The organism is Rheinheimera sp. (assembly GCF_036782235.1).
Lineage (GTDB): Bacteria > Pseudomonadota > Gammaproteobacteria > Enterobacterales > Alteromonadaceae > Pararheinheimera.
In genome coordinates this window covers 98,577-122,484 of record NZ_DAIPZL010000012.1, presented here as the reverse complement: position 1 = coordinate 122,484, position 23,908 = coordinate 98,577, and the positions used below count along the sequence as shown (strand labels likewise).

General features: G+C 50.3%; 25 protein-coding genes and 1 riboswitch. Of the genes, 4 read left to right on the top strand and 21 right to left on the bottom strand.

Annotated elements, in window-relative coordinates:
- Positions 1-196: 196 nt before the first annotated feature.
- The 13 genes from V7P87_RS13395 to flgB all read right to left on the bottom strand — a co-directional run bounded on the left by V7P87_RS13395 (position 197) and on the right by flgB (position 11,958).
- A complete protein-coding gene (locus V7P87_RS13395) occupies positions 197-1,879 on the bottom strand; it encodes a class I SAM-dependent methyltransferase (RefSeq protein WP_333797883.1) in 1,683 nt (560 codons plus the stop codon).
- A gap of 179 nt (positions 1,880-2,058) precedes the next feature.
- Positions 2,059-3,066, bottom strand: coding sequence for a hypothetical protein (locus V7P87_RS13390; protein ID WP_296294990.1), 1,008 nt, complete (start codon positions 3,064-3,066; stop codon positions 2,059-2,061).
- Between the two features lie 12 nt (positions 3,067-3,078).
- The gene (gene flgL / locus V7P87_RS13385) at positions 3,079-3,975 is read right to left on the bottom strand and encodes a flagellar hook-associated protein FlgL (protein ID WP_296294992.1); all 897 of its coding nucleotides are present in this window, start codon (positions 3,973-3,975) and stop codon (positions 3,079-3,081) included.
- A gap of 10 nt (positions 3,976-3,985) precedes the next feature.
- Complete coding sequence (flgK, locus tag V7P87_RS13380) at positions 3,986-5,320, bottom strand: flagellar hook-associated protein FlgK (RefSeq protein WP_333797882.1); 1,335 nt, start codon at positions 5,318-5,320, stop codon at positions 3,986-3,988.
- Positions 5,317-5,793, bottom strand: a complete 477-nt coding sequence (locus tag V7P87_RS13375) for a rod-binding protein (protein ID WP_333797881.1) — start codon at positions 5,791-5,793, stop codon at positions 5,317-5,319. The genes flgK and V7P87_RS13375 overlap by 4 nt, the downstream gene beginning before the upstream one ends.
- The gene (locus tag V7P87_RS13370) at positions 5,793-6,893 is read right to left on the bottom strand and encodes a flagellar basal body P-ring protein FlgI (RefSeq protein WP_333797880.1); all 1,101 of its coding nucleotides are present in this window, start codon (positions 6,891-6,893) and stop codon (positions 5,793-5,795) included. Before V7P87_RS13370 ends, V7P87_RS13375 begins: the two co-directional genes overlap by 1 nt.
- An 11-nt stretch (positions 6,894-6,904) precedes the next feature.
- A complete protein-coding gene (locus tag V7P87_RS13365; protein ID WP_333797879.1) occupies positions 6,905-7,573 on the bottom strand; it encodes a flagellar basal body L-ring protein FlgH in 669 nt (222 codons plus the stop codon).
- A 14-nt stretch (positions 7,574-7,587) separates the two neighbouring features.
- Complete coding sequence (gene flgG / locus V7P87_RS13360; RefSeq protein WP_333797878.1) at positions 7,588-8,373, bottom strand: flagellar basal-body rod protein FlgG; 786 nt, start codon at positions 8,371-8,373, stop codon at positions 7,588-7,590.
- Between the two features lie 18 nt (positions 8,374-8,391).
- On the bottom strand, positions 8,392-9,120 hold the full coding sequence (locus tag V7P87_RS13355; RefSeq protein ID WP_333797877.1) for a flagellar basal body rod protein FlgF: 729 nt from the start codon (positions 9,118-9,120) through the stop codon (positions 8,392-8,394).
- Between the two features lie 10 nt (positions 9,121-9,130).
- Positions 9,131-10,471, bottom strand: coding sequence for a flagellar hook-basal body complex protein (locus V7P87_RS13350; RefSeq protein WP_333797876.1), 1,341 nt, complete (start codon positions 10,469-10,471; stop codon positions 9,131-9,133).
- 11 nt (positions 10,472-10,482) lie between these two features.
- Complete coding sequence (locus V7P87_RS13345; RefSeq protein WP_333797875.1) at positions 10,483-11,154, bottom strand: flagellar hook assembly protein FlgD; 672 nt, start codon at positions 11,152-11,154, stop codon at positions 10,483-10,485.
- Positions 11,155-11,164: 10 nt separating this feature from the next.
- Positions 11,165-11,581, bottom strand: coding sequence for a flagellar basal body rod protein FlgC (gene flgC / locus V7P87_RS13340; protein WP_260656985.1), 417 nt, complete (start codon positions 11,579-11,581; stop codon positions 11,165-11,167).
- Between the two features lie 2 nt (positions 11,582-11,583).
- Positions 11,584-11,958: a flagellar basal body rod protein FlgB gene (gene flgB / locus V7P87_RS13335; RefSeq protein WP_333797874.1), complete on the bottom strand. Its 375-nt coding sequence runs from the start codon at positions 11,956-11,958 to the stop codon at positions 11,584-11,586.
- A 79-nt stretch (positions 11,959-12,037) separates the two neighbouring features.
- Between flgB and flgA the strand changes: the two genes are divergently transcribed.
- The 4 genes from flgA to V7P87_RS13315 all read left to right on the top strand — a co-directional run bounded on the left by flgA (position 12,038) and on the right by V7P87_RS13315 (position 15,894).
- On the top strand, positions 12,038-12,796 hold the full coding sequence (gene flgA / locus V7P87_RS13330; protein ID WP_333797873.1) for a flagellar basal body P-ring formation chaperone FlgA: 759 nt from the start codon (positions 12,038-12,040) through the stop codon (positions 12,794-12,796).
- 69 nt (positions 12,797-12,865) lie between these two features.
- Entirely contained in the window at positions 12,866-13,147 is a 282-nt protein-coding gene (flgM, locus tag V7P87_RS13325) for a flagellar biosynthesis anti-sigma factor FlgM (RefSeq protein ID WP_333797872.1), read from the top strand.
- Positions 13,144-13,584, top strand: coding sequence for a flagellar export chaperone FlgN (gene flgN / locus V7P87_RS13320; RefSeq protein WP_333797871.1), 441 nt, complete (start codon positions 13,144-13,146; stop codon positions 13,582-13,584). The genes flgM and flgN overlap by 4 nt, the downstream gene beginning before the upstream one ends.
- 267 nt (positions 13,585-13,851) lie before the next feature.
- Positions 13,852-15,894: a GGDEF domain-containing protein gene (locus tag V7P87_RS13315; protein WP_333797870.1), complete on the top strand. Its 2,043-nt coding sequence runs from the start codon at positions 13,852-13,854 to the stop codon at positions 15,892-15,894.
- A gap of 62 nt (positions 15,895-15,956) precedes the next feature.
- On the opposite strand, the gene V7P87_RS13310 is transcribed toward V7P87_RS13315, so the two are convergent.
- From V7P87_RS13310 to V7P87_RS13275, 8 genes are all read right to left on the bottom strand, one after another.
- Positions 15,957-16,307, bottom strand: coding sequence for a hypothetical protein (locus tag V7P87_RS13310; protein WP_333797869.1), 351 nt, complete (start codon positions 16,305-16,307; stop codon positions 15,957-15,959).
- Positions 16,300-17,643, bottom strand: a complete 1,344-nt coding sequence (locus V7P87_RS13305; RefSeq protein ID WP_333797868.1) for a FliI/YscN family ATPase — start codon at positions 17,641-17,643, stop codon at positions 16,300-16,302. Before V7P87_RS13305 ends, V7P87_RS13310 begins: the two co-directional genes overlap by 8 nt.
- On the bottom strand, positions 17,630-18,268 hold the full coding sequence (locus tag V7P87_RS13300) for a FliH/SctL family protein (protein WP_333797867.1): 639 nt from the start codon (positions 18,266-18,268) through the stop codon (positions 17,630-17,632). Before V7P87_RS13300 ends, V7P87_RS13305 begins: the two co-directional genes overlap by 14 nt.
- 2 nt (positions 18,269-18,270) lie before the next feature.
- Positions 18,271-19,290, bottom strand: a complete 1,020-nt coding sequence (locus V7P87_RS13295; RefSeq protein WP_333797866.1) for a FliG C-terminal domain-containing protein — start codon at positions 19,288-19,290, stop codon at positions 18,271-18,273.
- The gene (fliF, locus tag V7P87_RS13290) at positions 19,271-20,953 is read right to left on the bottom strand and encodes a flagellar basal-body MS-ring/collar protein FliF (protein WP_333797865.1); all 1,683 of its coding nucleotides are present in this window, start codon (positions 20,951-20,953) and stop codon (positions 19,271-19,273) included. Before fliF ends, V7P87_RS13295 begins: the two co-directional genes overlap by 20 nt.
- Positions 20,954-21,033: 80 nt before the next feature.
- Positions 21,034-21,354, bottom strand: a complete 321-nt coding sequence (locus V7P87_RS13285) for a flagellar hook-basal body complex protein FliE (protein WP_333797864.1) — start codon at positions 21,352-21,354, stop codon at positions 21,034-21,036.
- 18 nt (positions 21,355-21,372) lie between these two features.
- Complete coding sequence (locus tag V7P87_RS13280) at positions 21,373-22,683, bottom strand: sigma-54-dependent transcriptional regulator (protein WP_333797863.1); 1,311 nt, start codon at positions 22,681-22,683, stop codon at positions 21,373-21,375.
- 13 nt (positions 22,684-22,696) lie between these two features.
- Positions 22,697-23,464: a MotY family protein gene (locus tag V7P87_RS13275; RefSeq protein ID WP_333797862.1), complete on the bottom strand. Its 768-nt coding sequence runs from the start codon at positions 23,462-23,464 to the stop codon at positions 22,697-22,699.
- Between the two features lie 268 nt (positions 23,465-23,732).
- Positions 23,733-23,825: riboswitch (cyclic di-GMP riboswitch) on the bottom strand.
- Positions 23,826-23,908: the final 83 nt, after the last annotated feature.

Sequence of the window (23,908 nt, the reverse complement as noted above, 5' to 3'; positions counted from 1 at the left end):
CTCTTTGAGTTAGTTTATCTAACTGAAAGGTGTCTAGGAAATTAGTGGCGATTCAGGTTTCGTCAACTTTGGCGAAGTCGACTATGTAAGTCACACCGGATCACAACCGATGAATATCGTCTGGCAACTCCACAATCCAATGCCCGATTTTATGTGGCACGAGACAGCTAAATTGGCGGTCGGGTAAGGTTTTTCACTACCACTCCGCCACCTGCAATCGTTGCCGAATCCGTGCCGATTGAAACTGCAGCGCTTCAAATACAACATCAAAATCAGTGCAGTTATTGGCAATATTAGGCAGGGATAGTGCGGCTTCAACAAAAAATCTGTTTTGTTCTGCTTTGCTGCGCCAGGCTTGTTGCCACCAGTCGGTGATTTGGCTGCGCGAGGCGTGTAGCCGGGATTGGCTGGGTAAACGGTCACTTTTTTGCCGGTTTTCGGCGCTGCTGGCGGGTAGCAGGTTCCATAAGTCGTTGTTGGGCCAATAACTAAACGGCATACAATGGTCGATGTCGTAGCTGTATAGCGGTTTACCGCTCCACACGCTGTAAACGTCCTCACCGGCACTGCGCAGCGATTCGACTTTTTTCCTGACAAAGCCGGTATCGTGTTGCCTGTCCAGCCAGCGCAAGTGATGATGATAAGTATCCAGTGTCAGACCCTGTTGCCGGTTCAGTTCATACTTCTGCATTTCACTAACCCACTGCTGCACCAACAAAGGTTCAATCCAGCAGCCGTATAACCGGAAACAGTCCCACATCGATTCGCTAAGTTCAAACCGGCCATAACTTTCCAGAAAAGCTCTGTCCAGCAGCACCATATCGCGCTTTGTGGTTTTATCACGCTGCATTTGGAAGAGGCGGTTGTCTTTTTGCCCTTGCCAGATGTAGGTCACAGGGCCTTCTTTTATGGTTTTTAGCGTATCGCTGAATAGGTTTTGCAACGCTTCAGCGTCAGGACCGGTGAACAACATTCCCACCGCAAAATCATCAGCGGTCAGATGTTTTAGTGCCAACCACCCCCGCTCGGTCACAAAACCAAGCCCTTTGGCCGGGTCTGAATTTTGTTGAATGTTGTTATCAACCAGACGTTTAAAAAGACGGATCCAATAAAGCGCGACCAAACCAAGTGAAATGACTACTTTACCGTCTTGCCGGTCGAGCACTGCGCCCGGATGTGCATCTGCAATTCGCACCAGTGTGCGCAGCAACGCCAGTTTATAAGTTGATGATTTACTGTCGTTCAGCACTATATGGCGAATTCTGCTCAGGCTAGCACTGCCATCATCCGGCAGTTCCAGTACCAATGTCTGCCATTGCACATCTGCTCGGCCTGCGCTGTCGGCTGTCAGCTCACTGACAAAACACAGTACCAGACCAAACTGCCTGGCCAGTGCTGCAACTTCATCCACGCTGACCGGAAACGACACTCTGCCATCGGCAAATTCGCCATAGCGCAGACTTAATACAAAACGCCCACCAGGTGCCAGCAAATTGGCAATCTTCCGGAAGGCTCTTGCGCGCTCAGAGGGGACTATATGCATCCAAACAGCGCTGAGCAGGATCGTATTAAATTGCAGATTAAGCTGATAACAGGCTTTGAGATCTGGGATGCTGTCGCTGAGCCATTGGACTTTCTCAGCTGTGTTTATCTGACCAATACGCAGCAAATCGGGCGCAGGTTCTACGGCAATAACCTGGCAGCCTTGCTCTGCCAGCCACAAGGCATCACGTCCACTGCCGGCGCCAATATCTAACACTAATCCCTTGTCAGGCCAATATGGCTGCCAGCTTTGATGCACCTGCGTAAAGTTCAGCGCATCATATTGCTTGGCATATAAGGCAGCCCCCTGATGGTAAATATCCAGCGTTTTGTTCAACAACGCCTCAAATATATGAAGAAATAACCAGTCTGTGTTGTACCAATTATCAACTAGTTACGCAATGGAGAAACTACAAAGCGAACCAGACTGTTCCAGCAGATTTGGAAATAATATGGCAGCAATCAGAATGGCAATTATAGAGAGGGGATTAAATCTGCGTTTTTAACAGCGTTGACCTACTGCGCCAAAGCAAACTCAACCAAACCGCGGGTGACGTTGCCTTGCGCCATAATGGCGGACATGGATGAGGCGGCGCCCATTTGCATCTGTTGTTTTAATTCCTGGCTGACGACATAAACGTCGTCTTCGGTTTGGCGGGCGCCGGCCAGACGCAGGCTGTTCAGTTTGGCCACCAGCATTTGGCGTTCTGCCTGTACCTGACGCAGCACCTGCTGGATTTTTTGCTGGGCAATTTTAATTTCGCTTTGATAAACCTGCTGGTTTTCAACCTGTTGTGACAGCTGCGCCAGGGTGCTTAAAGTGCCCGGTGCTTCCTGCAGCTTCACAGTCACCGGATTACCGGCGGCAATACGAATGCCCTCACCCTGCAGCTGCCATGGCTGGTTGAGTTTACTGCTCTGACTAGCAGGGGCACTGAATATGAGCTGGTTATGCTGCTGGCGCACGTCAATTTGCAGCGGCGCAAACGCAGTTTTTATGCTGTCCAGATTGCTGTCCTGGCTTTGGTTCGCCGGAAAATTCAGCTGCACTTTACTGCCATCGGCCAGGTTGATTTGCAAACGTTCGGCTTGTTTGCGCGGGCTTAATAAATCAATTTTGTTATTAAGCTGGCGGCTTACTTGTTGTCCGGGCTGATTGGCCAACTCAAAATTTTTATTAATGGCGCTGTCTTTATGTTTGAGCTGCGCTTCCATTTGCTCCATTTGCGCCATGATTTGTAATCTTTGTTCGGCCGATTGTGCCTGGTGTAGTTGTTTTTTTAACTGCTCAAGTTGCTGGTAAAGCTGCCTGAGCTGCTGTTCAGCCTGCTGATTTTTTGCCAGCTGGCGCGACACATCGGCATTTACACTCCACTGGCTCAGGGTATTCAGTTGTTGCTGTAACTTGGGATTTTGCGGCAGAACAGTCTGTTTGTTATCTGTCGCAGCGGCAGCAGCCTTTGCAGCAGCACCGGTGATGCTACTGGCAAGTGAGCTACTTTGTTTCAGACTATCAACTAACATAAAGCCCCTGCTTTAAAGCTGGCGGAACAAACTCAGTTGTGACACTGAGCTGTAAACCTTCAGTGTCGACTCATAAGCCGCCAGTGCATTATTCATTTCAATATAAGCGGACGGATAATGCACCACCGACAAATCATTACGCAAATTTTCGGTAAAAAGTGAAATATCACTGTTGGTAAATTCCAGTGCTTCCAGTGAACTGACAATACCACCAATTTTAGTGATGGCGCTGGTGGTATTGGCCAGCACTTCGGTCAGTTTTACCATCATATCGCGCGATTCTGTGCCAACACCTGCGGCCGGAGGCGCCTGTAATAAAGCCACGTAATCTTTTAAATCATTTAAAAAGGTGGCGCCCGGCACTAAGTCGCTGCCCACAATATTAGCGTCTACCAGGGTATTTTCTGCCACCGACACTTTACGCACCAGTGCGTCGCCCTGATAGGAATAGGTACCGGCTAAGTCCGTGATAAAAGGTTGTTTGTCAATTTCACTGCCGGCAAACAAATAGTTGCCGTTGCCGTCTTTGGCGTTGAGTAAGTCAACAATACCCGGCATTAATACCGCCATTTCGTTGCCCATCGCCTTTAACTCAGCTTCACCATAAGAAGCATCCGCCGCTGCTGTTGTCAGCTCCTGCAATGAAAACAACAGGTTATTAATACTGCTGAGCTGGGTTTCCTGTTGCCTTAATGTGTAGGTGACCAGCTCCATGTTCTGGCCATATTGTGCCAGCGACGTCAGTTCAGAATTTAGCCGCAGTACCAGCACACTGCCCAGCGGATCGTCTGATGGCCGGGTGATCCTTTTGTTGGTGGCCATCTGCACCGACAGCTGACTGTATTTGGCACTGCTGTCCTGAATATTCCGGATGGTGCTGTCATGAAACTGGCTGCTGCTGATCCGCATTGTATTATCCTCAGAACATCGCCATTAAAGTCATAAACATTTGATCTGCCGTACTAATTACCTTGGCATTTGCTTCGTAAAGCTGCCGGTAGTAGGTCAGGTTTGCCGCTTCTTCGTCCAGGTTCACCCCGCTGACACTGGCTCTGGCCGCAATGGCTTTGTCGTGCAGCACCACCGAGGTTTTAATACTCGACTGTACTTGTTTGCTCTGAATGGCCAGCTTGCCGATCAGGGTGTCATAACCGCCGGCCACGCCTTTCATGGAATCAATAATATTAATCAGGTTGCTGTTATCGCCTTTGCCACCCGCCGGCAACCAGCCGCCAAAACCATCAGGTACCCGGCCACGGAACGCCAGTTGATCAACGGTCAGCGCCGTATTGACTGCGATAGAGCCTAAAGGGTCGGCCGCGTTGTACACAAAAAGCGGCGCGCCGGCATTGCCATTTAAATCAAAACCTTCAGAAAGCGATGTATTTACTGCATCGGCAATCCCAGACACCAGTGTACTCAGTTCAAGCCGGCTTGGTTCCAGCACCTCGGCATTTACTTTTAACAAACCACCTAAACTGCCACCCACCCCGGTCGGAATGGAGAAGGTTTGATTATTAAATTTAAGGGTCACATCAGTGCCTGCCACACTTAGGGTTGCCGCTTTACCCGCCATAATCAGCGGCGAGCCGTTTAGCGTGGTGATATGTACACTGCCATCGGCCTGGTTGGTGACATCCACCTGGATATAACCGGATAACTCAATAATGGCCTGCTCACGGTTGTCCATCAGTACCGAAGTGTCATGGCCAAGCGCAGTGGCTTTGGCTATTTTTTCATTTAATTCAGCGATATCCGCCAGAACTGTATTGGTATTGCCCGCCAGCGCTGTCAGTTCAAAACCAAGTTTTTCCACTTGGCCTGTTAAAGCGCCGTTGAGCTGCTGTAAGTTTTGCACCATGGCGCTGGCCGACGAAATCACCTGCTGACGATAGGCCGGTGATTCGGGCGATGATAAAGCGGCATTAAAAGCAGAATTCAGTTTGGCAACAGCGTCATTCAGGTTCAGGGAGTCAGTGCCCAGCACTTCTTCGAGGTAACCCAGATAGTCCTGATAACTTTCGTAATAACTTAAATCTGATTTGGTGCGCCAGATATCGTCGTTGAGAAAACCATCCACTATCCGTTCAATTTTGGTTATTTTTACGCCATTCAGAGCGCCATCATTGGTTTGCAGAATAACGGTTTGCCGGCTATAACCCGCCACTTTGGCATTGGCCACGTTCTGGCTGACAATCTGTAAACCAGCACTGGAGGCGTTTAAACCGGATACCCCGTTATATAACATGCTCATTCATTATTCTCTTTAAAGACCACCGGCCTTTGTAACGGCTGACTCAGCGCCATTGAACCCGACATAACGCTATAGTCCTGATACTGTTGTTCAGCGACCGTTTCCGGCGGTAACTTTAATACCGGAGGTGAAAAATTTTCGGTGTTGTCGACGAGGGTATTATTTTGCTGCGCCGAGAACTGCCGCACTATCTGCTCGGCAAGGCCGGTCTGGCTGTTCGCAGCCATCTGTTGTGCCATCTGACTGTCGTGCATATCACGGAACATTTGTTGTTCGTGGCTGCTGAACATACCGTCCTCACCCGCGATTGCATCGCTGGCTGAGCGCATATTTTTCAGCACCATCTGCAAAAACAAAGTTTCAAATTGCTCGGCAACCTGCACGAGCGACTGCTCTTCCGTCAGGTTTTTCTGTACCTGAGTGACTTGTTGCGGGTCAAAAGCCAACTGTTGGGAATTGTCGATTCGTTGCATCAGATCACCACCACATCAGCATCAAGGGCGCCGGCTTTATCCAGCGCCAGTAAGATGGACATCAGTTCGGCCGGGGTTGCCCCCATGCTGTTTACTGCCTGAACTATAGTGTCGAGCGAGGTGCCTTCAGGCCACACCATCATATTGGCGGTTTGTTGGCTGACATCTACACCACTGCTCTGGGTTGGTACTGTTCGTCCCTGACTGAAGGGCAAGGGCTGAATGGCCCCTTCCTGTTCACTGATAGTGATGGTGAGATTGCCATGACTGACGGCCGCTCTTTTTACCCTCACTTCATCACTGATCACCACAGTACCGCTACGGCTGTTAAAGACCACTCTGGGCCGCTGCGCCCCTTCTTCCACCACTAAATCCTGTAACATCGCCATAAAAGTATTACGACTGTCGGCATCACGGGGCGCACTAATAACCAGCTTAGACCAGTTTTCCGCTCTGGCGACCTGAGGGCCAAAAGTGCTGTTAATAGCGGTTACCACATTACGCGCTGTTTTATAGTTGGGCTTTTTCAGATTCAGCACCAAATCACCGTTCTGCTCCAGGCTTTCCACACTGCGCTCAATAATAGCGCCGCCCGGAATAATGCCTGCTGTTGGCACATTGACTGTCACAGAAGAGCCATTTTTACCTTCGGCATTAATACCGCCCACCACCAGATTCCCCTGCGCCAGCGCGTACACTTTGCCGTCCACACCCCGCAGCGGCGTCAGCATTAAACTGCCACCATGCAAACTTTTGGCATCACCAAGCGACATAATAGTGACATCAATGGCCTGACCCGGACTTGCCATAGGTGGCAAAGTGGCCTGTACCGCTACTGCCGCCACGTTTTTGGATTTGGGCAAGGTGCTTTCATCGAGCTGAACGCCAAACTGTTTCAGCATATTGTTCAGCGACTGAGCGGCAAACTTCACCTGTGCTTTGTCACCTGAGCCCGGCAAACCAACCACCAGACCATATCCCACCAGCTGGTTGTCGCGTACACCCTGAATATCCACAATATCCAGTAAAGGCCGGCTGCCGGCATAAGCGGCAGCACTCAGGCAGCAATAACCAAGGATCAACAGCGATAAAATACGCATCTGCACTCTCGCTAAAACAGGTTAAGGTAAGTGGAAAACAACTTGCTGAGCCAGCCTTCTTCCGCTGCATCGGCCAGCGTGCCTTTGCCGGCGTAACTGATGCGGGCATCGGCAATACGTTGTGACGAAATACGGTTTGTCACATCAATATCTTCTGGGCGCACCACACCTTGCAGCCGGATATATTCATCACCGTGATTCAGTTTGATCCATTTTTCACCACGGATGGTTAAAGCACCGTTGGCCGCTACATCCATCACCCGCACCGTAATGGCACCACGTAAAAAATTCTGCTGGCTGGCACTGCTTTCGCCTTCAAAATTCTGACTATTATTGATGCGCAGTGACAAATCCGACACATTGGCATTACCAGCCAGCGGCACCCCAAGGTTCAAGTTGGTGTTTCTGTCCAGCGCAGTATCGGCACTTTTGCTTGACTGAGTGCGCTCATCCAGCTGCACTGTCAGAATATCGCCCACCCGGTACGCCCTTTTGTCGGCAAACAGGGTGAACATATAAGATTCTGTGTACAGACTGCCGGCACTGGCAGGCTGCGCTTCCTGCGTCACCAGTGGTGTTGCAGTGCGCTCCCAGTCCTCTTCATCCGCCAGCGGACTGTCGGGTTTACTGCTGCAGGCACTCAGCAGCAATAACAACAGCAAAGATGCAGCCTGTTTCATCATAAAATCCTCAGTTACATACTTTGAGTGACAAAGTTCAGCATCTGGTCGGCGGCAGACACCACTTTGGCATTCATTTCATAAGCGCGCTGCACCGCAATCATATTGACCATTTCGTCCACCACGCTGACGTTTGAGCCTTCCACTGTGTACTGTTGCAGCTGACCAAAAGCATCTTCACCTGGCACCCCTTCCAGTGCTTCACCAGAACCGGCAGTTGCACGGTATAAATTGCCCCCCAGCGCTTCCAGACCCGCCGGATTAACAAAACTTACCGTCAGGATCTGACCAAGTTCCAGCAACTGATCCTGACCCGCCACCTGCGCCGACACTGTGCCGTCACTACCAATAGTCACTTTGGTGGCTTCAGGTGGAATAGTGATGTTTTGTGCCAGCGGTAACCCATTGGCATTGGTGATTAAACCATCGGCATTCACATGAAACTGGCCATTGCGTGAATACAACAGCTCACCGTCCGGACTTTCCACCTGGAAAAAACCCTGACCTGCAATAGCCACGTCAAGCTGATTATTGGTGGTTTCAAAACTGCCTTCGGTAAAGACTTTTTGCGTGCCATTCACCCGCACACCTGTCCCCAGCTGAATACCGGCCGGCACCTGATTCACTTCATCGGCCTGGGTACCTGGCTGACGCTGTACCTGATAAAACAAATCTTCAAACACCACCCGGTCTTTTTTAAAACCAACTGTGTTGACGTTGGCCAGGTTGTTGGAGATGGTGGTCATCCGCATGTCCTGCGCTGCCAAACCTGTTTTGCTTACCCATAATGCTGAATTCATACAATTAATTCCTGTTGCTTAAGCGCTGATCAGTTTGTTGCCGGACACCGCCAGTTCGTCGGCTGCTTTCATCATCTGGATGTTCAGCTCGAACTGCCTGCTGATATTCATGGTATTGACCATCTGCTCTACGGCATTGACGTTTGAGCCTTCCAGCGCACCACTGCGCACTGTCACAGCCGGGTCGGCATCCAACGGATTACCATCCTGAGCACGGAACAAACCATCGTCACCTTTGACCAGCACCACGTTATTGGCACTCACCAGTTTGATGCGCTCATCTTGCTCAATGACACCACCACCTACCGGCAGCAAATTAATGGTGCCGTCGGCGCTGATATCGATGTCGCCAAATTCAGGCAACACTATGGCGCCACCACCGCCCTGTACTCTGTAACCATGCACCATCAGGCTGCCATCAGAGGCCACCTGCAGCTCGCCGGCTCTGGTATAAGCTTCATTACCGTCGGCGTCCTGCACCGCAATAAAACCCTTGTCACTGACGGTGATATCCAGATCCCGGCCTGTTTCCATCACGGCACCGGCTGCAAGATCGGTTGCCACCGGCATCAGCTGAGCCTGAAATCTGGTGCGAAAACCTTCACCGGTAATTTGCATGGCCCTGGCTTGTTCCATATCCGCTTTAAAACCAACGGTATTGATGTTGGCCAGGTTGTTGGCGGTAATGCGCAGTGCGGTCTGGGCCAGTTCGGCGCCGGACACTGCGGTGTGGATCAGACGTTCCATGCTTTAGTCCTCACACTGCGTTAAACAAAATTTGCATCATTTCATCAGCGGTGCTGATGGTTTTAGCGTTGGCCTGATAACTTTGCTGGAACGACATTAAATCAACCAGCTGGGCGCTGATATCGACATTTGAGCCCATAAAGGAGCCGGCCAGAATACCGCCAAAACTACCTTCGGACGGCGCACCAATAATGGCAGCACCTGAAGCTTCACTGGCATACCACACTGTGTTATTGCCCGATTCCAGCCCCTGCGGATTGGCAAAATTTGCCAAAGCAATTTGCCCCTGCAACTTGGATTCACCATTGGAGAAAGTGGCCAGTACCTTGCCATCTTCGGCCACTGCCACACCGGTAAACTCACCTGAGGTGTAACCGTCTGAATTGTTTTCATACAAACCAAAAGCGCTGCCAAACTGGGACGATTTCACCATATCCAGTTTAATTGCCATCACAGAAGCACCGGCCGGTGCAAAATCCAGCGTCAGCTCACGCACGTTGTAAGGGTCGTTAACGTTGTTATCTGCAGGAACCAAAGGTGGTGCCGGTAAGGTTCCCATAGGTTCTAACTGACCGTCGGTATTAAAGGTGATGGTTAAGGCTGTTGCTGTGGTAATCACACCAGCATCGTCTGTGGCCTCAACGCTGCTGACCACTGCACCGGCTGGTGGATTAATATCAGCTGCCGGTAATGGCTTGCCGTCAATGTAATAAAGCACCTGCCAGGTATTGACACCTGTGTGGTTAAAATACTGCGTCAGAGTGTGGCTATTGCCCAACGAATCAAACACTTCTGTTGATTGGGAATAGTTAAAAGAGGTGCCGTCTGCAGGGTCAAAAGCTGCAGGGGCAACAGGGTAAGGAATCACATTGCTGGCTGAATTCAGGTTCAGAGAAAAAGCAATATTTCCGGTGGCTTTGGCTGGTATATTAGCTGCTTCCACTTTTAAATCAGTCAGAATGCCCGGCACCAGGTTGCCGTTTCCATCAATACCGAAACCTTGTAGTTTATTGCCATTGTTGGTCACTATATGGCGATTAGCATCCAAGCCAAATTGTCCTGCCTGGGTAAATGCCAGCCGGCCATTCTCTTTTACAACAAAAAAACCTTTGCCGGTAATGGCCAAATCCAGGCTCTGTCCTGTACTGACCAGACCGCCGGCTTTTTCAAAGTTTTCGTTGGTGGCGGCCACTTTAACACCGCTGCGCTGACCGCCGTTGTAAAGCGCCGAAAACTCGGTGCTGGCTGTTTTGTAACCTGCTGTGCTGGCGTTGGCGATGTTGTTACTGGTGACTTCCAGCGCCTTCTGGGTCGAAGACAGACCACTGAGGCCAATGTTAAACATAGACATATCTGATCCTTTTAACTTTTTGTTGCCTTCGACAACTGATTAATATCAAAGAGGTAATGATTACCTAAACCGTTCACCTGCAGAATGATGTCATCCGGGCCAGCGCCTACCGACACCCGCTCCACTTCATTGGTCAGATAAGTGGCGATCTGCTGTTTGTTGTTATTCACCGCCACTTCGGCCTGTACCTGATAAGCACCGGCCTGCTGCTCAGGGAAGCTAAAACGTAAAGTGCCTATGGTTGGGTTCTGCAGTTTAATTTCATCAACCAGCTTGCCGCCGGCGTCATACAGCCGCACCGTGACACTGTCTACCTGTGCTCCCAGATTCACGGCACCGCTAATAGCTCCAGGCTGTTCCAGCGACATAGTGTCGGCTTTAACATCCACTTTCTGCCCGACCAGGGCTGTAGCTTCCAGCGCCTGCAAACTTTTCATATAACCCAGTTGTTGCTGCGACTGCAGATTCAGTTTTTCCAGACTCTCAACACTGCTGAACTCAGCCAGTTGACTGACATACTGAGTGCCGTCCATTGGATTGAGCGGGTTTTGATGGCTGATTTGTGCCACCAGCAATTCCAGAAACATGCTGGATAAAGCCGCCGCATCCGGCTTGCCATTGCTGGCAATGGTGTTGCTGGTATTCAGTGGCGGGGCAGAAAAATTATTGTCAATCGCAGACATCAGACACTCCTTATTGGCCCAGTTTCAGCAGGCTTTGCTGCATGCTAGACACCCGCCCCATCACTTCGACAGAGGTTTGAAAAGCACGGGATGCAGACATCATGTCTGCCATCTCGGCCACCGGATTTACGTTGGAATAAAACACATAACCTTCGGCATCAGCCAAAGGACTGTTGGGTTCGTAACGGCTTTCAACTGTGCGGTCAGACTGCACCACCCCCATGGTTTGCACCTGAGCTGACATGCTGCGGTTATCAAAGTCTTGACTGTACAAAGCCGAAAATACCGGCTTAATGGCTTTATAAGCTTCAGCGGCGCTTGAGGCCGCAGTGTCAGCATTGGCAAGATTCGAGGCCACAGTATCAAGCCGCATCACCTGTGCCCGCATTGCGCTGCCACCAATGTCATAAATAGTGGTGAATGACATCGTTATTCTCCTTTAATGGCTTTATGTAAGCCGCTGATTTTCATATTTAAGAAGGTCAGACTGGTCTGGAAATCCATACTGTTGGCAGCAAAATTTGCCTGCTCTACACTGAGCTCAGATGTATTGCCATCCGCAGAGGGTTGAAATGGAATGCGGTACTTGTGCTCAGCTTTTACATCAGCGCGGGTCAGCACAGGGCCTTCACCAAATTTCAGGTTGCTTTCCACCTGCTGCAAAATACTGGTGTAATCCAGATCCCGCGCCAGAAAACCAGGTGTGTCGACATTGGCCAGATTGCCTGAGATAATCTCCGCTCTGTCCAGGCGTAATTGCAGCGAAAATGGATGTACGCCTAAAGCTTTGTGAAATATGTCCATCTGTGTACCCTGTAATAAACCGCAGCAGCTGAGGCTGATTTACAAGCTTTGTGCCACTATCAAAAGGCTCTATGATTGAATGAGTTACCACATCGGGTTGCCGCAGCAAATCAGTAAAACGGAAGCATTGCTTCCGCTGTGGAAGTGGTTATTTTTCCTCCTTCTGGCGCTGCCGTGGCAGCTACACGCCAGTACCGAACAACAAATCAGAAGTCATATCAGCGCTGAAGTGCAGCGTTTTGCCAGGCAGCTGGGTGCTACAGGGCAAGTTCAACAGCAAATCGAATTGTCGTTACCGCCTGCACTGCAGAAAAAGCCAGCCTGCAACAAACTCATGATCAGCCGCAGCAATGCACAACAGGCGCCCTGGGGCCGCACCAGCTATAGTGTGGAATGCCGTGATCAAAAAAGCTGGCAAAGCCGGGCCACCGCCAAAGTGCGGGTCTGGTTGCCAGTGGTGGTGGCCAGCCGGCAAATTCAGCGGGACGAAGTGCTGAGCGCCGATATGCTGAGCACCCGCCTGACTGAGCTGGAACAAAGTAAACTGGGTGTTGAACTTAACCCCGAGGCGCTGCTTGGACTGCAGGTCAAACGCCGTATTGCGGCGGGGCAAGTGCTGAGCAGGCAACATCTCACAGCACAACTGCTGGTCGAAAAAGGCAACCATGTACTGATCACTGTGCAAAGCGGCGGTTTTGCCGCCAGTACTAAAGGGGTGGCGTTGGAAGATGGCCAGCTCGGACAACGGATTAAGGTGCAGAACCTGTCGTCCGGTGTGGTGATTGAAGCTGAGGTAGTGGCAGAAGCCAGGGTACAAACTATTTTTAAATCACATTAAAGTTTCAGCGGCTGTTGGTCGCTGATTATGCTTAACAGCAGATTTAGCTTTTAGCGCGTGGTAGGCAACATGATCAAGATAGACCAGTCGAAACAAATTCAGCCGGTACCAAAAACCGAGCAGCAAATACAGCAGGTGACACAAAAAACGTCGCAACCTGCAAGTTACGTGCAACAAAGTGAAATCAGCAGTACCACTCAGGCAATACAACAGGCGTTTAATACTCTGGCACAACATGGTGAAGTTGACTTCGATAAAGTAGCGCAAATTAAAGTCGCACTGGCCAATGGGCAGTTATCGATGGACGAAGACAATCTGGCTCAGGCCATTCTGGACTTTCACAGAAAATGAACCAGCAAGCGCTGAAAGTGGTGATCGCCGGTTTACAGCAGGACACTGAACTGCTGGCTGAACTGGGTAAAGTATTGCAACAACAGTATATTTTAATGAGTTTGCGCCAAAGCGAGCAGCTGGAACAGCTGAATCAACAGGCGCAGCAGTTGCTGACCAAATTACAACTGAATGCCACAGAGCGGCAAAACGCCATGCAACAAATGCAATTACCTTTATCCGAGCAAGGTATCGAAACTTTACTGGCGATGCTGCCGGAAAAAGTACGGAATCCCAGCCGGCAATTGTTTGATAAAGTGCAGCAGCACACCCAAATTTGTCAGCAGCTGAATCAGAAAAACGGCGAGCTGCTGGCCTATCAGCGTGGTCTGATGCAAAAACTGCTGGGGCTGGATGATAAAACTCAGTACCCACAGCTGCAGATGGATCAGCGTTAACCACTTTAGTTTGGTTTTGTCCCTACATTCTCTCCAAAAACACTGGCTCCCGCTCTGATAAGCAGCTATAACTGATTGTGTTACAACATGATTATTGTCACATCCGGCAGAATCAGCAGTAAAACCTTGCTCAGTGCAGGCGCAAAAATAATAGACCGGTACCGTAGCCACACTATGGTAACACCCGTTCTTTACGCCATGTGATGCCAGCGCCGTTGGTATTGCTTTTGCCACAATTTCTGAAACTTTTGACACTAAAAAGGCCAGATGTTGATTATAAAAAATCTGCGAAAGTTCACTGTATTGTCGCTTGTGGTTTCAGCCCTGGTCACCCTGCTGATACAGCCTGCGACTGCTGCCTCCGAAACCGCCTTCAGTGCGGACGAGCTGAAGCAACAACCGGCCTTTCCGGCTGAATATCAAAAGCTGTCATACCCACAACGGCTGGACTGGCTGGAGCAACAGCTGAAAACCGCTGATTCCGCCGCCCGCATTTACCAGCTCAGCAGCGAAATGGGCTTTGAGCATTTTTCCAATTACGCCAATGACAAATTACAGCTGGTGTGCCAGCAAACAAAACCGGCAAAATTCGACCTGCAATACCGTTATATCTGTGCCGCCAGTGACAATAACAGCTACGACGACAGTATTCGCCAGCTTATGCAACTGTATGATGATGCCATTGCTGCAAAAAATATGGATTTGGCAACACAAATTTTATCGGGCGTTGCCTGGAAACAGTCCAGTCAAGGTGATATTGCCAGCGCTTTTCGCAGTTACGAACTAGCGCTGTCATTGGCCAAGCAGGCCAGCCCAGAAGCACTGAATGATGTGATGCTGAACACTGCAGCTTTGTATGTGATGCATGGTGATGAGGCGTATGTGCGAAAAGGTGTGCAGTTACAGCAGGAAACCATCGGCCGTCTAGAAAACTTAAAACAACAGCAGCCGGCTGCGACCGCTTATGCCGACGAAATTCTGGCCTTAACCCACCACAACATTGGCGTGGCTTATGCACTGCACCTGCATGACTATCAACAGGCTCTAGATTGGTTTGACCGGGTTCCTCCGGATAATAAGGAGTTACGCCGTTCATCCCTGGTATTTTCTGCGCTGGCTGCCGCCGAACTGCAACAATCTGAGCGGGCACAACAGTTGCTCAGCGCTTCGGTACAAGCCGCCAGAAGTACTGAAGTGAACACAGATTATCTCGACTGTTATCAGCAACTGGTGCAACTGAAACTAAGCCGTCAGGCGGCACTTCAGCCCTGCCAGCAACTGGGTGAACAAACTCCGCTGGAAGTCAGTCTGGATCTGTATAAACGTATGGCAAAACTGGACACAGCAGACTGGCGTTTAGTGGGGCTGGAAAAACTGCATCAGTTATTCAGCAGCAAACTGGAAGCCCAGCTGAAACAAAGTGCCACCCAATCGGCCTCCCATGCCGAACTGAGCCGGTTGCAGCTGGAGTCAGAATTAAAAACCCAACTGCTGGAAAAAGAACAATCCTTAAAAAAAGCCGAGCAGGAACAACACCAAAGCCAGATGATGCTGACTGCAGCAGCCATCGCTATTTTATTGCTGGTGCTGCTGGTGATCACCATTCAGCTTCGGCAAAACCGCAAACTGGCCAAACAATATGAATCACTCAGTGTGCTCGATGGCCTGACCGGTCTACATAACAGACGTTATTTTGAACAAAATATTCAGCGGGAACTGAACTATGTCCGGCGCTCGCAACAGGATGACACGGGTCACACCATTGCCTTTTACCTGTTGGATATCGACCACTTTAAAAAAATTAATGATAACTACGGCCATGATGCCGGTGATGAAGTGCTGGTTGAATTTGCCCGCCGTATCAAACAAGCCATTCGTGAAACCGATATGCTGATCCGCTGGGGCGGCGAAGAGTTTTTGCTGGTAGCGAGGCTGGAACAAAAAACCGATCATCACCATATTGCCGAGCGCATCCGCACTGTGGTCAATAGCCAGCCCTTTGCGCTGACCAATCAAAACCCGCTGACGGTGTCCTGTACTATAGGTGCCGTGGTGTATCCGCAAGCAAAAAATGATGTGGTGCAGATGGACTGGCATCATCTGGTGCAACTTGCTGATGCCGCTTTATATCTGGGCAAACACAAAGAACGTAATTGCTGGGTTTGCGTGGACAATATTCTGGATTTAGCCGCACTTGAACAAATTTTGCAGCAGGATTTGGCATTATCGGTGTCAAAGCAACAGCTTGTGCTAAGCAGCAGTCTTCAGTCTGTCGCCCCAACACAACCACCAGGCACAATGCACAACTGAACTGACGTTTTGGTGCAGCTACTGCTGCAAGACCAGCACCACGACAACGGGCTCAGCTTGTGTTAATCCTCGCGGCTTTTGGCCGGTTTACGTTTTTCCAGCAAAGTGTTCAGCGCCAGATAATAGGCGCGCTGTTTCGCGGCGGCATCCTGCTGCTGGTGCAGATCATGAGCTGTGTTCACAACCCTCTGGGTTTGCACTTCAATCACCTGCTCTACCGACGCTTTCATCGCCACCGCATTTTGATAAAACAACACTGAACTGGCGTTTTGCGGCGGGTGAATAGAGTCACTGTGCTGCTGCAATAACGTCAGGCGATCAAGCTCCTGCTGCTGCAACCTGGACAAATCCCTAACCCTTTCATTCATGGTTCTGAGTTTATCTTTTTGCATCTGGGCATAGGTTTTAAGCATGTTTTGGCCTTAGCAGCTGCGCCAGCTCAGTTTGCGATTGCTGAAAATTATGGGCTTCAGACAGCCCCTGACATAAAAACTTTTCCAGCGCCGGGTACATATCCACAGCAACATCCAGCTCCGGATCTTTACCTCGCTGATAAGCACCAAGCGGAATAAGCTCGCGCACCTGCTGGTAACGGGCATATAAACGCTTTAATAAATACGCATGTTTCAGCTGGGTTTCCGGCACTATTTGCGGCATCACCCTGCTGATAGAAGCGCCAATATCAATGGCCGGGTAATGACCCTGCTCGGCCAGCTCACGGGTTAACACTATATGACCATCCAGAATGGCACGACAGGCGTCTGCTATCGGATCCTGCTGATCGTCCCCTTCCGCCAGCACTGTATAAATGGCAGTCATACTGCCGGCACTGTCGGCACTGTTTCCCGCTTTTTCAACAAGTTGTGTTAGCTTGCTGAACACAGAAGGCGGATAACCCTTAGTGGCCGGAGGTTCGCCCACCGACAAACCAATTTCACGTTGCGCCTGAGCGTAACGGGTCAGTGAATCCACCAGCAGCAACACATGAAAACCCAAATCGCGAAAATAAGCGGCCAGACGGTGACTCAGCTCGGCCGCACGCAACCTTAATAACGGCGATTGGTCGGCCGGTGCCGCCACTACTATGGCTTTTTTTAAGCCCTGTGGCCCTAAACTGTGTTCAATAAAATCTTTGACTTCCCAGCCACGCTCGCCAATTAAACCGACGATCACAATATCGGCCTGGGTGTACCTCGTCATCATGCCCAGCAGCTTACTTTTACCGACCCCGGAGCCTGCAAAAAGACCAAGTCTTTGCCCCTGCCCCACGCTAAATAATGCATTAATGGCACGAATGCCAACATCAAGTGGCTGCAGCACGCCTTTTTTTTGCAGTGGATTCACCGCCGCCAGACTGGCGCTGATGGTGTCTCCGTGGCGCAGCGGTGGCAGGCCATCCAGCGGTTGCATCAGACCATCGACCACCCGGCCAAGTAAAGCCGTTGAGACCAACAGCTGATTGGCCTGAGGCGCTGCCCTGACCCTGGCCCCGGCCTGCAAACCTTCGACTGTGCTCAGTGGCATTAAAAAGGCATGATCGGGTTCAAAACCAACAACTTCAACGTCGTACCAATGGCCGTTCTGGCTCTCAACCTGATACCTTTGTCCCATCACAAAATCGCCACCTGAGGCGCTCAGCATCATGCCATTGAGTCTGAGCAGCCGGCCAAAACTCTGCACTGCATCAGGCGGGCTGAGCTGGGTTCTGGCCTGTGCCAGGCGTTGGCTAAAATGCTCAGAATGTTTCATGCATCAAGCTGTCCCGAACCGGTTGCAGCGCCTGTTGTAACCTGTGCTGATAATCCAGCTGATGTAACTGCGCCCGGCCGTTAAAAAACACTTCGCCCGGCGCCAACTGCGGTTCCTGCAACAAAGGAATATTCTGAATTTGATTAATACCGTCAAATAACGGCGCATCCTGGGGGGAAATCTGAATAGAATCAATCTGATCGGTTTTACCAAGCTCAGGCAACAAAGTGTCGATGGCCTGATGTAATAAGGCCGGTTGTAATTTGAGTTCAGCCTCTATCACCAGAGATGCCAGACTTTGCACCAGCAACAGAATTTCCTGCGCCAGCTGGGCATCATTGAGCCGCAATTGTTGCTGAAATTGCTGGCTTAACAGGTCCAATGCCGCTTGTTGCCTGGCGGCAGCTTCAGCGCTGGCCTGCTTTAACTCAGCACTGAGTTTGGCTTCGGCATTCTGCTGCCCCTGCTGCATGCCCCGCTCGTAGGCTTGTTGCTGCGCTGCCGCTATGCCTGCGATATAACCTTGCTGATAATAATGTTCGTTCGGGTGTTTAAACTCGACCACACCGTCATGACGTTGTAACGATGGAAAACGAAATTCAAGATCCTGCGCTGTGCTTTGCATAATTAACCCACCGTTTCTTCAGGATACAACCGATATTCAGTCCAGCCGCCGGCAATACGTTGTTTGACGATGGCCATAATTTCTGCTCTGGCCGCTTCCACTTTACGCACCGGCTGCGGTTTCATCGTTTCAATCTGCTGCCGGTACACAGCTGCCAGCCGTTTGGGTAATACCGACAAAATACTGTCTGTTAGTGCCTGGTCAGCACCTTTAAGCGCTGTCACCCATAATTCATCCGGAATATCGGTCAGCAGGGTATTGATCACATCTTCACTCTGGCGGCTGATACTGAAGAAGTCATACATCTTATCTTCGATAGCCTCGGCCATGGCCTGATCATGTTGTTTCAACAGCGCCATCACTTCGGTTTTGTTCCCGCTGTAACGGTTCATTATGTCGGCAACTTTTTGTACACCATTGACTCTGGCACCTACCTGTTCGCCGACATATTCGATACAACGTTCCAGGGTGTAGCGTAAGTCTTCAATGACGTGTTCGCTGACTTCCCGCATATTGGCGATACGGTACAAAATGTCGTCGTGTTTTTCCGCCGGGTACAGGCTTAACACAGCGCTGGCTTGCTCAGCCGGCAAAAACGCCAGGATCAGCGCCTGCATCTGGATATGTTCCTGCTCCATAAAACGCACCAGCAAGTCGGCAGGCACCCACTCAAGCCGGCGGATATCATCGGCTAAAGCGCCGCCATAAATATCATCCAGCATGCCGCGCGCCAGTTTACGGCCAACAGCTTTATCGAGCGCGCGTTCCAGATACACTCTGGAGGCACCACTGACGCCGCTTTCATTGCGGTAACAGTCAAAAAAGTCAGTCAGGATCTGCGCCACATGATCCTGGGTAAAGTGCGAAATTTTTGCCATGCGCTCAGACAAAGCACGCACTTCGTTACGACTGAGTTTCTTAATAATGCCGGCAGCATTTTCTTCTCCCATGCTCAGCAGCAGGATGGCAGCCCTGTCGAGGTCAGAAATCTGCTTGGCTGGTTCAGCTCTTGACGGATTCAATGGCCACTCCTCGTTCTATCCAATACTTAATAACTGCCGTGACCCGGTCAGACTCACGATTCGCAAGTAAATGTAAGTGACTGATTTGTTCTGCAAATTCAGAACCCACCTGCGGCAGATCGATAGGGTGAACATGCGCTGCCTGATGTTGAGAGGCTGTATGACCCGGGGCTGCAGCAGCCTGGTTTTCCAGCACTGCAGGCTCTGCCGCTGCTGCATTGTCATGCATTGGGGTGCCAGCCATGGCCGGGCCAAAAGCCTGTGCCGGCACCAGCTCACGGTTTTTCCGGCTGACCAGGTGATTCACCAGTGGCCGTACACCAAAAATAATCAGTGCCAGACCCAACAATGCCCCTACCGCATAGCGGGCATATTCTTTTACTTCAGGAAGTTGCCACCAAGGCACAGCTTCAAGCTCTGCTGCAGGGTCGTATTTCACAAACCCAAAACTGCTGATATGGAACTGATCACCCCGCTCTGCATTAAAACCTGTGGCTGTTTTGACCATTTCACCCAGCTGCGCCAGTTGTTCCGGCGTCCAGCTTTTTGCTTCAGCACCGGCTACAGCAGTGTCATTGACCAGCACAGACACACTCTGACTGCGGATGCGGCCAATTTCATAACGGGTATGAGTCACGGCTTTGCCGGTGTCATACTTTTTATTCATTTCGTTACGCTGTGAGGTGCGCTCGTTGGCGTCGGCCTGTTGTGCATTCGGATCCTGCGGGTTTGGTACCGGTGGCTGATTAGCCAAAGAACCAGGTATCCCCATCGCCAGCTGATCCTGCATCGAATCGGTTTTTTGCATTTCAGACGTCAGGACAGTGTCTTTATCCAGCGACTCGCGGGTTTCTTCCACCACGTTAAAATCAACATCGGCTGACACCTGAATACGGTAATTGCCCTCACCGACAATGGGCAGCAGCATAATGGACGCTCTTTCTTCAATATTGCGCTCCACTTTTTCAATAAAAGCGAGTTTTTTATCGGTTTCTTTGCCAACAGGAGTAGTGTCAAACAAATCACCACTGACCAGCTTGCCGCGTTGATCCACCACCGAGATCTGCCGGCTGTCCAGACCCGGAATACTGCCGGCCACCAGACTGACAATAGCCTCCACCTGTTCAGGCTTCAGCGTATAACCGGGAGCCAGGTCGACCATCACTGAAGCAGCTGATTTTTCTTCGGCGCGACCCACAAACAGATTGCGTTTGGGAATGGCCAGATGCACCCTGGCGTTCCGCACACCATCCATCGTAATAATGGTGCGGGCCAGTTCGCCTTCCAGCGCGTGCTGGTACTGCATAGACTCCATAAACTGACTGGTGCCCATGGTGACCTTGCCGTTCATTGCCGACAAACCTTCCGGCATTGCGGCTTTAATGCCACGCGCAGCCAGGGTAATACGTGCATCAGCCAACCGGTCTTGCGGCACCATAATATTGCCGCTGTCGGTGTCTATCCGAAACGGAAATTGCTCTTTATCGAGGATTTCAACAATACCGGCCTTGTCATAATGTTCCTGACTACCATACAAAGGCACATAGTTTTTGGCGGAAGTCCACAAAATTACTACTATGGTGGCGGCCACCAGAGTGGCTAACAACGCAATGGACGCAAGGCTTTTATCACCCTGAGGCAACCAGTTGATTTTGTTAGACATATTAATCACACGCTCACGCAACCTATTATCTGTTGGCGGCGGCGCTGCTTTTGCAAGTTCTGTTTTCATCGTTTACTGCCTTATAACGACATACGCATAATGTCATCGATACCGTTCATGACCTTGTTGCGCATCTGCAACAGCATTTCAAAACTGAGCGACGCTTTCTGGCTAGCCACCATAGCGCCGACCAAGTCATCACTTCGACCTGAGTCTACCGCCGCCATTAACTCAGAAGCAGCATTTTGTTCGGCATTAATGCCCCGGATCACATGGGTAAAGTCAGTGGCAAAACTGCTGTCCTGCACTGAAGAAGGCGCAATCACTTCATTGCTGGCGATCTGTTTCAGATCGGCAAACTGAGCAAGTAAACTTTGTTGGGTATCAATTGGAGTCATCATCGGATTTCCTTTTCTGTTTCAGGCCACTGCATCAATATCAACACCATGCTCACGCATGGCAGCCAGTTTATATCTCAGTGCTCTGGTACTGACGCCCAGCGCTTGCGCTGCCTTGGCGCGATGGCCTTTGCATTGGCTCAGCACCCCAAGAATGTAATCAAACTCAGCATTCTTTTTGCTGCGTTTTAAGTTGTTTCCAGCGACCACCTCAACCGCTTTTGACTGCAGTGGCAGGTTTAAATCAATGGCCTGAACTTCAATCCCCCTTGCCATCACCAGTGCCCGCTGCACCACGTTTTCCAGTTCACGCACATTGCCGGGCCAGTTGTATTGCAGCAGTAACTGTTTGGCTTCCTTGCTAAGCAGATATTTACCATCGGCATACTTTTGAATAAAAAACTCAGCCAGCGGAATAATGTCGTCTTTGCGTTCACGCAAAGCCGGCCAGCTGAGGGGCAGAACATCGAGGCGGTAAAACAGGTCTTCGCGAAATAACCCCTGCTCTACCAATAAGCGTAAGTCTTTGTTGCTGGCCGTAATAATACGAAGGTCCAGTTTAATTTTCTGATTGCTGCCAAGGCGTTCCAGCTCACGCTCCTGCAGTACCCTTAATAATTTGGCTTGCAGAGCCAGTGGCAGTTCGGAGATTTCATCCAGCACCAGCGTGCCGCCATTGGCGCTTTCAAACTTACCGATCTGCTGGCTGACCGCACCGGTAAAAGCACCTTTGTTATAACCAAATAACATGGCTTCCAGCATGTTTTCCGGAATAGCAGCACAGTTCACTGCAACATAAGGTTTGTCGCGGCGCGGTGACACATTGTGAATGTAACGTGCCAGTTTTTCTTTGCCGGTACCGGACTCCCCATGCAGCAGCACAGTAGCGTCGGTTTGTGCTGCGCGGTTTGCCAGTTGCAACACCTGACGACTGCCGGCCGACACAGCCACCAACTCTTTTAAGCCCAGGCTCATCGAAGCGACGTTGCGTAAAATATTCTGTAACTGTTTGGTATTAAACGGTTTTAATAAATAATCGATGGCACCGTTATTCAGACTTTGTGCGGCCTGCTGATGTTGGGTTTTATCAACTAGCACAATAATCTGACAGGACGGATAACGTTTTTTCAGCAGAAACACCAAATCCGGCATTTGCATTTGTGGCAGTTCAGTTGCCAGGGCCACAATTTCGGGGGATTGCTGGCTGCAGCAATTAAGTAAACCGGTTAAATCCGCGGCATGCTGCAACTGATAACCTTCGGTTTTGATACACTGCTGCACTTCCGTGACCGGCCTGCATGGCTCAATCCACAATAAATGTTTCATGTTCATGTGCTGTCTGTCCTTAAGCTGGGGTACGGATCAGACGGATCATCACCCGTCTGTTGTGTTTAGGCCCACCATGGCCAACGGCCTGGGGATATCTGTTACCGTGAGCGCGGATTTCTATTTTTTGTTTATTCACACCAAATTCGATTAGCCGGGACGCCACTTCATCGGCGCGTTCTTCCGACAATACCCTGTTAGCCAAGCTGGTTGGCGCATCGTCGCTGTGGCCATCTATCAGAATTTTCCGGACTTTTTTATCTTGTTGGATGTAACTAGCGAGCAAACGCAGGTAAGCCAGACTGTCGGCATCCGCCAGACGTTCACCTGAGGGATAAATCACCTGATATTCCCGCGCCTGTTCCCAACGCAGCGGCAACAAACCAGCGATACAAGCCTGAAATTGCTGTAAAGCAGGTTCAAACTTCAGATTGGGCACTGTGAGATCAATGGCTTGACCTGGCAGATCCAGACTCAGTTTCAGCCAGTAACCCTGCTGTAGCTGCTGCATGATCAGCGGAACCTGTTCGGTAAAACGGGCCAATCTGGCCGAGGTAAAAGAAGGGGAAAAACGCACTGCAGGCGCAGTCTGAACCGGCTGCCAGCCAGCTGTTACCACCTGACCCTGCACATCCTGTAATTCCAGATGCACGGCGTCCAGCTGCAGTTGCATCTCAATCTGACGTCCGGGTTCTTTGGTAAAAGCCAGAGTGGCCATAGCTCCCAGAGATTGAGACATACGGCACAAAAACTGGTCGCCACTGATTTGCCAATGGGATTGATCCATAGCAGGCACATACTGCTGGTCAGCATGGATTACAGCTGGCGCGAGCCAGAGGCTCATCAGAAGATCAATCACAATATTGCCGTCCTTTAAATCTTTATCAATTGCAACGGGCAACAACTGCCGGCAACAAACCAATAACAAATTAAAAGCAACGCGCAGGAGCAAGTAGCAATATCCGGAACTACATCCGGAATACCAACTTACTTTGACAGGTAAGCCATTGATTTCAGAATGAAAACCAACAGATCACCTCAAAGATGCTGCTTACTAATGCAACCCCGCTATCAATAGGATCCTAGCAGATCCCTTAGACCGGAGGCTTTGCGTCCTGACCTTTCGGCACAGTTTGCCTTTTAATTTTTAAGCCTGATTAAAACGCCTTCAAATTATATGAATCTGAACTGACGCTTAACCGCAAAAAAAATGACTAAAAAAATCTGGTTA

What these genes read in the sequence shown, in the direction of transcription:
- V7P87_RS13305 (WP_333797868.1), bottom strand. Translation starts at nt 17,643, where the DNA reads ATGAAACATTCTGAGCATTTTAGCCAACGCCTGGCACAGGCCAGAACC.
- V7P87_RS13390 (WP_296294990.1), bottom strand. Translation starts at nt 3,066, where the DNA reads ATGTTAGTTGATAGTCTGAAACAAAGTAGCTCACTTGCCAGTAGCATC.
- V7P87_RS13355 (WP_333797877.1), bottom strand. Translation starts at nt 9,120, where the DNA reads ATGGAACGTCTGATCCACACCGCAGTGTCCGGCGCCGAACTGGCCCAG.
- V7P87_RS13285 (WP_333797864.1), bottom strand. Translation starts at nt 21,354, where the DNA reads ATGATGACTCCAATTGATACCCAACAAAGTTTACTTGCTCAGTTTGCC.
- V7P87_RS13365 (WP_333797879.1), bottom strand. Translation starts at nt 7,573, where the DNA reads ATGAAACAGGCTGCATCTTTGCTGTTGTTATTGCTGCTGAGTGCCTGC.
- V7P87_RS13375 (WP_333797881.1), bottom strand. Translation starts at nt 5,793, where the DNA reads ATGCAACGAATCGACAATTCCCAACAGTTGGCTTTTGACCCGCAACAA.
- V7P87_RS13345 (WP_333797875.1), bottom strand. Translation starts at nt 11,154, where the DNA reads ATGTCTGCGATTGACAATAATTTTTCTGCCCCGCCACTGAATACCAGC.
- V7P87_RS13280 (WP_333797863.1), bottom strand. Translation starts at nt 22,683, where the DNA reads ATGAACATGAAACATTTATTGTGGATTGAGCCATGCAGGCCGGTCACG.
- flgG (WP_333797878.1), bottom strand. Translation starts at nt 8,373, where the DNA reads ATGAATTCAGCATTATGGGTAAGCAAAACAGGTTTGGCAGCGCAGGAC.
- flgM (WP_333797872.1), top strand. Translation starts at nt 12,866, where the DNA reads ATGATCAAGATAGACCAGTCGAAACAAATTCAGCCGGTACCAAAAACC.
- flgN (WP_333797871.1), top strand. Translation starts at nt 13,144, where the DNA reads ATGAACCAGCAAGCGCTGAAAGTGGTGATCGCCGGTTTACAGCAGGAC.
- fliF (WP_333797865.1), bottom strand. Translation starts at nt 20,953, where the DNA reads ATGTCTAACAAAATCAACTGGTTGCCTCAGGGTGATAAAAGCCTTGCG.
- flgB (WP_333797874.1), bottom strand. Translation starts at nt 11,958, where the DNA reads ATGGACATATTTCACAAAGCTTTAGGCGTACATCCATTTTCGCTGCAA.
- V7P87_RS13370 (WP_333797880.1), bottom strand. Translation starts at nt 6,893, where the DNA reads ATGCGTATTTTATCGCTGTTGATCCTTGGTTATTGCTGCCTGAGTGCT.
- flgL (WP_296294992.1), bottom strand. Translation starts at nt 3,975, where the DNA reads ATGCGGATCAGCAGCAGCCAGTTTCATGACAGCACCATCCGGAATATT.
- V7P87_RS13350 (WP_333797876.1), bottom strand. Translation starts at nt 10,471, where the DNA reads ATGTCTATGTTTAACATTGGCCTCAGTGGTCTGTCTTCGACCCAGAAG.
- V7P87_RS13275 (WP_333797862.1), bottom strand. Translation starts at nt 23,464, where the DNA reads ATGGATCAATCCCATTGGCAAATCAGTGGCGACCAGTTTTTGTGCCGT.
- V7P87_RS13310 (WP_333797869.1), bottom strand. Translation starts at nt 16,307, where the DNA reads ATGCTTAAAACCTATGCCCAGATGCAAAAAGATAAACTCAGAACCATG.
- V7P87_RS13300 (WP_333797867.1), bottom strand. Translation starts at nt 18,268, where the DNA reads ATGCAAAGCACAGCGCAGGATCTTGAATTTCGTTTTCCATCGTTACAA.
- V7P87_RS13315 (WP_333797870.1), top strand. Translation starts at nt 13,852, where the DNA reads ATGTTGATTATAAAAAATCTGCGAAAGTTCACTGTATTGTCGCTTGTG.
- flgA (WP_333797873.1), top strand. Translation starts at nt 12,038, where the DNA reads ATGAGTTACCACATCGGGTTGCCGCAGCAAATCAGTAAAACGGAAGCA.
- flgK (WP_333797882.1), bottom strand. Translation starts at nt 5,320, where the DNA reads ATGAGCATGTTATATAACGGGGTATCCGGTTTAAACGCCTCCAGTGCT.
- flgC (WP_260656985.1), bottom strand. Translation starts at nt 11,581, where the DNA reads ATGTCATTCACCACTATTTATGACATTGGTGGCAGCGCAATGCGGGCA.